General features: G+C 54.9%; 6 protein-coding genes. 3 read left to right on the top strand and 3 right to left on the bottom strand.

The features are described 5' to 3' along the window. Positions 1–101: 101 nt before the first annotated feature. From pepN to ACYVJT_RS11240, 3 genes are all read right to left on the bottom strand, one after another. On the bottom strand, positions 102–2,750 hold the full coding sequence (gene pepN, locus ACYVJT_RS11250; RefSeq protein ID WP_343957871.1) for an aminopeptidase N: 2,649 nt from the start codon (positions 2,748–2,750) through the stop codon (positions 102–104). A gap of 149 nt (positions 2,751–2,899) precedes the next feature. Continuing rightward, the gene (locus ACYVJT_RS11245) at positions 2,900–4,933 is read right to left on the bottom strand and encodes an acyl-CoA dehydrogenase family protein (protein WP_343957868.1); all 2,034 of its coding nucleotides are present in this window, start codon (positions 4,931–4,933) and stop codon (positions 2,900–2,902) included. Next, positions 4,933–5,577, bottom strand: coding sequence for a TetR/AcrR family transcriptional regulator (locus ACYVJT_RS11240; RefSeq protein WP_343957866.1), 645 nt, complete (start codon positions 5,575–5,577; stop codon positions 4,933–4,935). The genes ACYVJT_RS11245 and ACYVJT_RS11240 overlap by 1 nt, the downstream gene beginning before the upstream one ends. Before the next feature lie 83 nt (positions 5,578–5,660). Here ACYVJT_RS11240 and ACYVJT_RS11235 point away from each other — a divergent pair, with 83 nt between their 5' ends. Genes ACYVJT_RS11235 through ACYVJT_RS11225 form a run of 3 tightly spaced genes read left to right on the top strand, consistent with a single transcriptional unit; the run spans position 5,661 to position 9,302 of the window. Further along, positions 5,661–6,980 (top strand): acetyl-CoA C-acetyltransferase, encoded by a 1,320-nt coding sequence (locus ACYVJT_RS11235; protein ID WP_343957864.1) that lies wholly within the window; start codon positions 5,661–5,663, stop codon positions 6,978–6,980. Between the two features lie 40 nt (positions 6,981–7,020). Next, positions 7,021–8,385: a 3-oxoacyl-ACP reductase gene (locus tag ACYVJT_RS11230; RefSeq protein WP_343957861.1), complete on the top strand. Its 1,365-nt coding sequence runs from the start codon at positions 7,021–7,023 to the stop codon at positions 8,383–8,385. Further along, the gene (locus tag ACYVJT_RS11225; RefSeq protein ID WP_343957859.1) at positions 8,385–9,302 is read left to right on the top strand and encodes a MaoC/PaaZ C-terminal domain-containing protein; all 918 of its coding nucleotides are present in this window, start codon (positions 8,385–8,387) and stop codon (positions 9,300–9,302) included. The genes ACYVJT_RS11230 and ACYVJT_RS11225 overlap by 1 nt, the downstream gene beginning before the upstream one ends. Positions 9,303–9,344: the final 42 nt, after the last annotated feature.

Below are 9,344 nucleotides of genomic sequence, written 5' to 3'. Positions count from 1 at the left end.
GAAGTCGAAACCGACTACCACTGGACCGAAACCGACACTTCGGCGGCAGCCTAGAAATGAAAATACGCAGACCCTCCACAAAACCCGGGACTTGACAAAACCTATTTTTTCTTCGTACTTTGTGCAATTAAACGAGCTAAAATATCGGCCCGTCGTTCGATGACGATGCGCCGGAGTGCACCCGCCGCATCCTGGTATTGCGCCAACCATGCGTCGATGTTTACCAGGATCGGGTGTTTTACTTGAGCTGCCGGACCGCCCTTGACGGGTTTGTGAGTCATCGGGAAGAGGCCGTTGATGGTTCTGGTTGCTAAATTATTCGACCGTGATTCCCAGATGCTTATCAAGCCCTCCAGCAGTGTTTGGAACTGTTCGGCCATAAATTCTGGCTTCGAGGTCGCCAGTCCTCGTGCGGTGGCGGTGATCTGGGCATTGGATAATGGTGTGTCGCGCGCATCAACGCCGTTGAAGACTTCAAGCCACAGTTCGGCACGCAGCGCCAGGTCGGGAAGTGCTGCGACAGCTGTGCGATACCGCAATTCGTTCGTCGCGGTATGGGCAGCAGCCAATTCGTCATCCAGGCGGGCCAAATCAAGGCGACCCAGCGATGCGAGACTCGTGAGCAGAAGCCATTTGAGCTCATCGTCGATCTGCAAACCGGGGGAGAGCTCGGAGGATTCGTCGCCTGCAAGTAAAAACGTGGCTTCGGCGGCCAGACTATCTGTGCCTTCTGCCAACTGTGCAAGAGCTCGTGCCGCCGAGCGCTGCCGATCGGAACCCGCCTCGAGCACCACGAGCGCATCCATCAAGGCCGTGCCGAGTTCTTTGGTAAGACGCTTCCGTTGCGATGCAGGAGCATACGCCTTGAGTGCCATCACGGCTTGTTCCAAAACACGCGCATGCATGGAGACATCGACAAGGCTATCGCCCAGTTTCGCCACGGCTCGAACAAAGTCTGCGGCTGGCATTTCGGCTTGTCGCACCATGGTCCATAGAGACGACCACACGGTGGCGACCGCGGTTGATTCGGGGTCACGGATTGGATAGTTGGTCACTGCGTCCAACGATGACTCGTCAAACGCGACCTGAGCATACGTCTGGTCGTGGTCATTTACTACAATCACGTAGGTCTGTTCGAGCGGAACCCTGAGATCAGCAATGTGGGCAGTGGATTTGCCTGCTGGGATGATGACGTCAGACCGACTAGAGTTTTCCAATTCGTTGACTGCATTGAGCGTGAAGACGGAAACATATAGTTTGTGGGGCCGCAGTACCGTCTGACCGGTAAGTCGATCCGTAGCGTCTTGGTGCACAGTTACCGTACCATCGGTGCTGACTGTGGCAGAGAGGGTAGCCGGACCGGAAGTTTGCAGCCAGGCCCGCGACCACGCTTGCATATCACTGCCTGACGATTCTTCGAGCGTGCCTAAGAAATCCCTTAACTGGGCCGTGGAGTAGCCAAAGCGTTGAAAGTAGTTTCGGCAGGCTTCAAGGAACGCATCTTCACCAACATAGTGAAACAGTTGCTTGATGACCGCTGCACCTTTGGCGTAGGTGATGCCATCAAAGTTCTGACGCGCCGCCTCGAGGTCGACGATGTCTGCGACGATGGGATGAGTCGTCGGATATGAGTCTTGTACATACGCCCACGCTTTGCGTTGATGCGCAAACGACTGCCATGCTCCCGGCAACTCGGTCGCATCAGCCACTGCCTTGGAACCAAAGAAGTCGGCAAACGCCTCTTTGAGCCACAAATCATCCCACCATTTCATGGTCACGAGGTTGCCAAACCACATGTGCGTCATCTCGTGCATGATGGTGGTGGCTCGGCCCGTGTGTTGAGCAATGGTGGCTCGGGAAGTGAAAATATATGCTTCGTTGAAGGTCACTAAACCGGGGTTTTCCATGGCGCCAAGATTGTACTCGGGCACAAAGGCTTGGTCATATTTGCCCCATGGATACGGCAGTTGGAATTGCTCATGAAACCACGTCAGACCGCGTCGGGTATGGTCGAACAACTCTTCGGCATCAACGTGGTCTATTAAGGACTGCCGAGCAAAGATACGCAGCTCGATCGCTTCGGCGCAGGTCGACTCGTGACCGGCCCAGGTCTCTTCAAAGGTCGCATACGGTCCGGCTAAGAACGTGGTGAGATACGTTGAGATGGGTTGCGTTGGGGCAAAACTGACTCTGACCGTATTATCTGCAACCTGTGTACGTTCGATTTCCTCCCCGTTAGAGGCCAGCACCCAAGTGTCTGGCCCGATCATAGTGGTGCGGAAGACCGCCTTAAGGTCGGGTTGCTCCATGTTGGGATAGACGCGACGCGCATCGGCGGGCTCAAACTGGGAGTATAAGTAGACCTGTCCGTCAACCGGATCGACAAAGCGGTGAAGTCCTTCGCCAGAATGCGAATACTGACTGTGAGATTCTATAGTGACGACGTTCTCCTGCTGAAGATTCGGCACCAGGATGCGGGCGCTACCCACCACCTCGTCAATGTCGAGGATGTCGCCATTTACGTTGACCGATGTGACCGAGTCGCCCAAATAATTTAGGAAGGTAGCCGAGCCCTCTGTATCGGCTGTGAAACGCAGCGTGGTGGTCACCGGATAGGTGCTTTGGTTCAGGTCCATGGCATCGCGCAGATCAAGTTCAATATGATAACTGGCAATCTCGACCAGCTCGGCACGAGCGTAAGCCTCGTCGCGTGTCAGACGGGCATCATCAAGGAGGGCGGTATTCGACATGGCTCTCATTCAATCACCAGTAGCGTTCTCACCGCACTATGTAACAGCCGCTTGTGCACCATCGACTCACGAACACGTTGTTCCGACACAAACATGCCGCCGCTACAGCTATAACGACGGCATGTTGTGAGGGCTATATCGGCACAGAGTTATTTTTGACGTGCGCGGTATACTTTTTCAGGGACCGGCAAGTCACCGGATGCACGAAGTCGGCGATAGTACTCCATCGCTTCGTCTTGACGTTCCTGTTCCACACCAGAGGTGATATCCATCCGTAAGTGGTGTTGGTTGTAACCGAAGGAATCCACCAGATCCTGAGCATGCGGACGCAACCGTGCCGCCAACCGGTTTGTGTACTGACGCAAAATACGAGCACGCTGCTGAGAGATCTTGCCGTATTCGATGAACCAACCCAAATCGTCTTCAATCGTCGAAAGCGCGAAGAGATCACGCGTCCAAGTCATGATCTTCTTGGTCTCGTCATCCTTGATGCCTTCTAGTGCCTCGGTAAAGGCTTCCCACTGCAACAACTGTGCATGCGACTTCGAAGCTTTGATGAGATCGTATTGATTTTCGTTGAAGACGCGGGCCTGTTCTACTTGCGACTTCTTCGCGACTGGACGCAATGCTTCGGCAACCTCGGCGACCTGCGTGCGCACACGATCAGTGAACAGACTTCGTTGTACGTCTGTGTCTTTAAGCCAGGCGGCGGAGCGCCGATCTGAGCCGACGTCGCTGACTTGCTGAACCACCCGACGCAGTCCCGAGCGTTGGTAGAGCGTGTTCTCGGCCCGTTCAGCCACGTAGCGTGTGAGCACCTTGAAGGAGGGGTTCGACAACTCTTTGGAGTAATCACCCAACAAACGGCGTCCAACTAGCTGCAACAAGACGTTGTTGTCGCCTTCAAAAGTGGTGTAAATGTCGAGGTCATCGCGCAGCGCGTTGAAACGGTTCTTGGATGCAATATAACCCGCACCGCCTGTGGCCTCACGAGCTTCTTGATAGGTATCCATAGCATTCCAGGTGGTGACCGCTTTAATACCAGCAGCTAAGGTCTCGAGTTCCTGCCTGTTTTCATCGGTATCATCTGCACCGGAAAACACTTCGTGAAATTTTTCCAAGAGATCGTTGGTCACGAAAATATCGGCGTATGTGCGTGCTAGTCGGTCAATGAGTCGTCGCTGGTGCAAACCGTAGTCCAACAATACTTGTTCTTCGATATCGGAGGCGGCGTTGAACTGACGACGCTGATTTCCATAGCTGACGGCACCGGTCAGAGCCAAGGCAGAGGCATTGGCAGCGGTGGTGGCCAATGACACACGACCCTGAACCAATGCGCCAAGCATAGTGAAAAATCGACGCCCTGAGGATGGGATCGAGGTGGAGTATTTTCCAGTGTCGTCAACGTCACCAAGTTTGTTCAGGAGGTTGGTCCGCGGGATACGGACTTGAGTGAAGTGCAGACGACCATTATCGACCCCGTTGAGGCCACCTTTGAACCCATCGTCTTCGCCGCCGACGCCCGGCAAGAAGTTGCCGTCGTCATCACGCAGCGGCACAAAAAATGCATGCACCCCATAATTGACGTTCTGGGTGATCAACTGAGCGAACACGACGGCGGCTTTGCCATGTACGGCAGCATTGCCAAGGAATTCCTTCCAAGCGGCCTTGAACGGGGTGTGGATTTCGAATTCGTCATTTTCTGGAATGTACGTGGCCGTCGTGTCGATGTTGCCGACGTCGGAGCCGTGACCGATTTCCGTCATCGCGTAGACACCTGGTAGTTCCAAATTCAGCACGCCCGGCAACCATTTTCTATGCTGTTCTTCATTTCCCAGCGTCAGAATTGCGGAACCGAATAGTCCCCACTGCACCCCGCCTTTAATTTGCATGGAAGGGTTAGCATGGAACATCTCCGCAAAACCCGCAACATTGGCGCCAGGGTTTTCTTTGCCGCCGAACTCGGTGGGGTAGGCCTTACCGATGAGCTTACGGTCGGCCAATTCATGAAGTTGTTTCAGCGTCAGGTCGCGCTGTTCTTCTTTGGTGAGGTTGAACTGGTGATGAAAGACTGGCTCTTCCATTATCTTGCGAATCTGACGGCGGTCTTCTGCCCATGGACCAAGGAGGAGTTCTTGGAGTGTATCCTGGTCGAGTCGAAGGTCCTTATGTTGTGACGACATTAGTGCTCCTGTGTCTTGTGAATGGTGATACCAGATGAGTCGAGGCCCATAAGCAGCCAATCGGAGATGCTCTGGGCGAGTTCTTCTGCGCTGAGACGGTTTGGGTTTCTTTGGGTGGTTATCCACTCTTCACCGGCAGCTCGCACGAATCCGACAGCAGCAATTGCCCAGTAATAGGCTCGATTCGAGCCACCTTGTTCGCTTTTATACTGCGGCAGGACGTGCTCGACGCTGCGTTGCAGAAAGCGCGCCATATTTTCGCGAAAGATCGCCATGCCGGTGGGGATAGCCGTTGAAAAGTTGTATACGTTGACGGAAGAGTTCGCTAACCGTAAATATGCCAGCACCATCGTGAACAATCCGTCTTGCGCGCTCGGAGCTGCCTTACCGGCTTTTTTGAGTTCTGACTCCATAAAGTCTATGGATGCTTGGGCCACTGCCTGTTGGAGACCCTTTTTATCCTCAAAATAGCGATAAAACACGGACTTTGACGTCCCGGCATGAGAGGCGATTTCTTCCATCGACACGTCGGGCCCAATAATGTGGACTGCAGCACGTGCTGATCGAATGAGATCGTTTCGACGTTTACGACGGTGCGCAGCCCAGCGTGTATTGCGCCCGTCGGGAATTGGTGTTTCAGACATCTTCACGATACTGAGAGTATCAGGTAAACTAAGGCGTCGTAAATACACTGACCAGTAACCAAGACATTGCGAAAGAGACTTTCATGACTTCTACATCAAATGCGGCAATCGCCGGAGGGTCCCTCCGCCCGGCAGTAGTACTCGGCGGAAACAGAATTCCTTTTGCACGTGCTCACGGAGCATATGCGGGAGCATCCAACCAAGACATGTTGACGTCAACGCTCGAAGGGCTGATCGCGAGGTACGGACTCCAAGGTGCACAGCTTGGTGAAGTCGTGGCCGGCGCAGTGATGAAGCACTCAGCAGACTTTAACCTGACCCGCGAATCCGTGTTGGGCACCTCCTTGGCAGCACACACCCCGGCACACGACGTCCAAACCGCCTGTGCGACCGGTATTGAAACCGTCGGAGGTGTGGCGAATAAGATTCGTCTGGGCCAAATTGATTCAGGTATCGGGGGAGGCGTCGACACAATTTCTGACGCGCCGCTGTCGTTCAACGCCGAAGCACGGGAGTTGTTTATGCAGCTCAATCGGGCTCGCACGACTCAGGACAAAATTAAAATTGCGCTGAAGCTTCGACCAAAACACTTTGCACCGCTGGCACCGCAGGCCGGCGAAGTTCGCACCGGGCTGTCTATGGGTGAACATCAAGCGCTGACCACCCACCAGTGGGGGGTCAGCCGTACAGAACAAGACGAAATCGCGATGAACTCGCATAACAATATGGCCGCCGCCTACGAAGAAGGGTTCTTCAACGACCTGATGACCCCATTCCGAGGACTTGACCGGGATAACAATATGCGTCCCGGTTCCACACTAGAGTCTCTGGCCAAGCTCCGTGTTTCATTCGGCAAGCAATTGGGTGACGAGGCCACAATGACCGCTGGCAATTCGACCCCGATGACCGACGGGGCAGCTGCAGCACTGCTCTCATCGGAGGAATGGGCGCAAGAACACAACCTGCCGATTTTGGCAGAATTCATGGACTTTGAAGTGGCAGCTGTCGATTTTGTCAACGGCAACGACGGGTTACTGATGGCCCCAACCTATGCCATTCCTCGCATTCTCGACCGTCATGACCTTGAACTCGGTGACATCGATTTCTTTGAAATTCATGAGGCCTTTGCGGGCACTGTGGGCGCCACCATCAAGGCCCTGGCTGATGAAGATTACAACAAGAACGTCCTGGGTCGCGACGGTGCGCTGGGCGAGATCGATCGATCGAAGCTCAACGTCAAAGGGTCGTCACTGGCGGCAGGCCACCCATTTGCTGCAACCGGACCACGCATCGTGGCTTCCCTCGCCAAAATGCTCAATGAAAAAGGCACCGGCTCACTGGGACTTATTTCCGTTTGTGCCGCGGGTGGCCAAGGCGCCGTTGCGCTGATGCGTGGACGCTAAACGACGAATTGGGATCAATCTGAAAGGACGAATGGACTCTATGTCACAAACAGACGGCTACACCCGGTTCGTCAACCGGCCCCTCGGCAAACAAGTTGCCAAAACTCTTGGGCTGCCACAACCAGTCCCACTGCGACGTCATCAAAAAGGCGATCGATTGGTCACAGGCCCCATCCTCATCGTGGGGGACTCTGAAGCTGCGGATGCTGTGGCACAACAGCTGTGGGCAGAAGATTACGATGTTCGTCGTGACGCTGGCTTGAAACAAAAGTTTTCAGCCATCATCGTGGCGTTCGACGAGATACAACATCCAAATGACCTCTCGGCACACGTTTTAGTAGTTGGCGATGCACTTCGCGGTCTGGGGACAAACGGGCGAGTCATCACCATTTTCCGCGACCCTCAGGGCCCGTCGGTTGCCACAGACCCGAATGTTGTGGCCGCACGGCACGGCGTGGAAGGCTTCACTCGATCGTTGGCCAAAGAGATGCGGCGCGGTGCAACGACCAATGGCATTGTGCTGGCCGAAGACGTTGACATGACCGCCCCCTCTGCATACGCCGCGCTCCGTTTCTTCCTATCGGGTCGTTCCGCCTATGTGGCCGGGCAGTTCCTCAATGTCTCTACTGCTGCCGGCATCACGCCTGAGGATCAAGATGCACCACTTGATGAGAAAGTCATTGTGGTCACCGGCGCTGCACGCGGTATTGGGGCTGCCATTAGTGAAACCTTAGCTCGTGACGGAGCCACGGTAATGGGTATCGATATGCCTTCGGCAGGTGAAGCACTCACCAGCGTCATGAACACTGTGGGCGGTATCGCAGTGCAAATGGATATCACCGCACAAGACGCCGGTCATCAATTACTGCAGAAGGCAGCGCAACGGTTTGGTCGGCTGGATGGCATCGTGCATAACGCGGGCATCACGCGCGACAAACTCTTGGCCAATATGGACGATAGCAAATGGGACGCGTTGGTGGCCGTCAACATCGCGGCCCCGCTGCGGATCAACCAGCAGCTCGTGGCAGCACGCGGTGAAGGCGTCCTTGCCGACAATTTCCGCATCACCTCCCTCGCATCCACGTCTGGCATTGCAGGCAATCGCGGCCAAACAAATTACGGCGCAGCCAAAGCAGGGGTCATTGGCATGTCCGAAGCACTTGCGACAACGCTGGCTGAAACTGGTGGCTCCATTAACGCCGTCGCACCAGGCTTCATCGAAACTGCCATGACTGATGCAATGCCCACGGCCACTCGAGAAGTCGCTCGACGCATGAACTCCTTACAGCAAGGGGGCCGCCCGGTCGACGTGGCTGAAGCCATCGCCTTCTTCCATACCGACGCTTCCGCCGGGATAAACGGTACGACGTTGAGAGTCTGTGGCCAATCAATGGTAGGGAAATAATGTTGGAACCAAATATTGTCGACTCCAATCCGAAACCGGAAGACCTGCGAGTCATCCACATCGGTGAAGTGCCTTCACTTTCCTCCTCTTACGCCAAAGTCGCCGCGGGAGTAATTCGTCCCAAGAAATCCAGGACCGTGAGTTTACCCGGCACTCGTTGGGAGACCACAGCAGTCATTCCGCGGCAACTCGTGGATGAATACAACACCTTGTTGGGAGCATCGGGCGTCGTAGGACATAACTCGGCGCCGTCGCTGACAGCTCATATCACAGCATTCGGTTTATCTACCGCCATGATGGCAGAATCGCGATTTCCCATTCCGTTATTGGGCATGGTGCACTTGCAGCACAAGGTGTGGCATATGTCTGATGTGCCAATTGATCAGCCGGTCAAGATTGCCACGTGGGGGCAGAACTTGGCGCCGCATCACGCAGGCACGACAGTAGAGATTTGGGCACAAATTTTTGATCCGTCCACCGATAAGCTGCTGTGGCAGTCCATGGCGCTGTATTTATCCAAGTCCGTGACGCTGCCAGGCACAGACAAACCCCCACGTCCAGAACGCCAAGCGTTCCAGCCGCCACCACTGACGGGGGAGTGGCAGCTACCGAAAGATATCGGTCGACGCTACGGTGCGGTGTCGGGGGATCGCAACCCAATTCACCTGTCCAACCTCACGGCGAAAGCATTGGGGATGCCCGGAGCAATCGCACATGGAATGTATGCTGCCGGCAAGATGCTGGCGGGACGCGAAACAACAGCCCGATATACGTGGGCGATCGAATTCGCCTCACCAATGCGGTTACCGTCGAAGGTCGCCATCAACTATCGCCAAGAAGGCGACAAGCAATTGGTGACCGGGTGGAATGCCAGACAAGAAAAACTACATTTCCTAGCAGAAATCCGCTTGCACTAACTGGCAATACCCATGCAACGGTCGTTGCGGCGCCTGTTTTGA

Source organism: Yaniella soli (assembly GCF_054782375.1).
The sequence above is the reverse complement of the archived record's forward strand: the minus strand, read 5'-3'. Positions and strand labels throughout refer to the sequence as shown.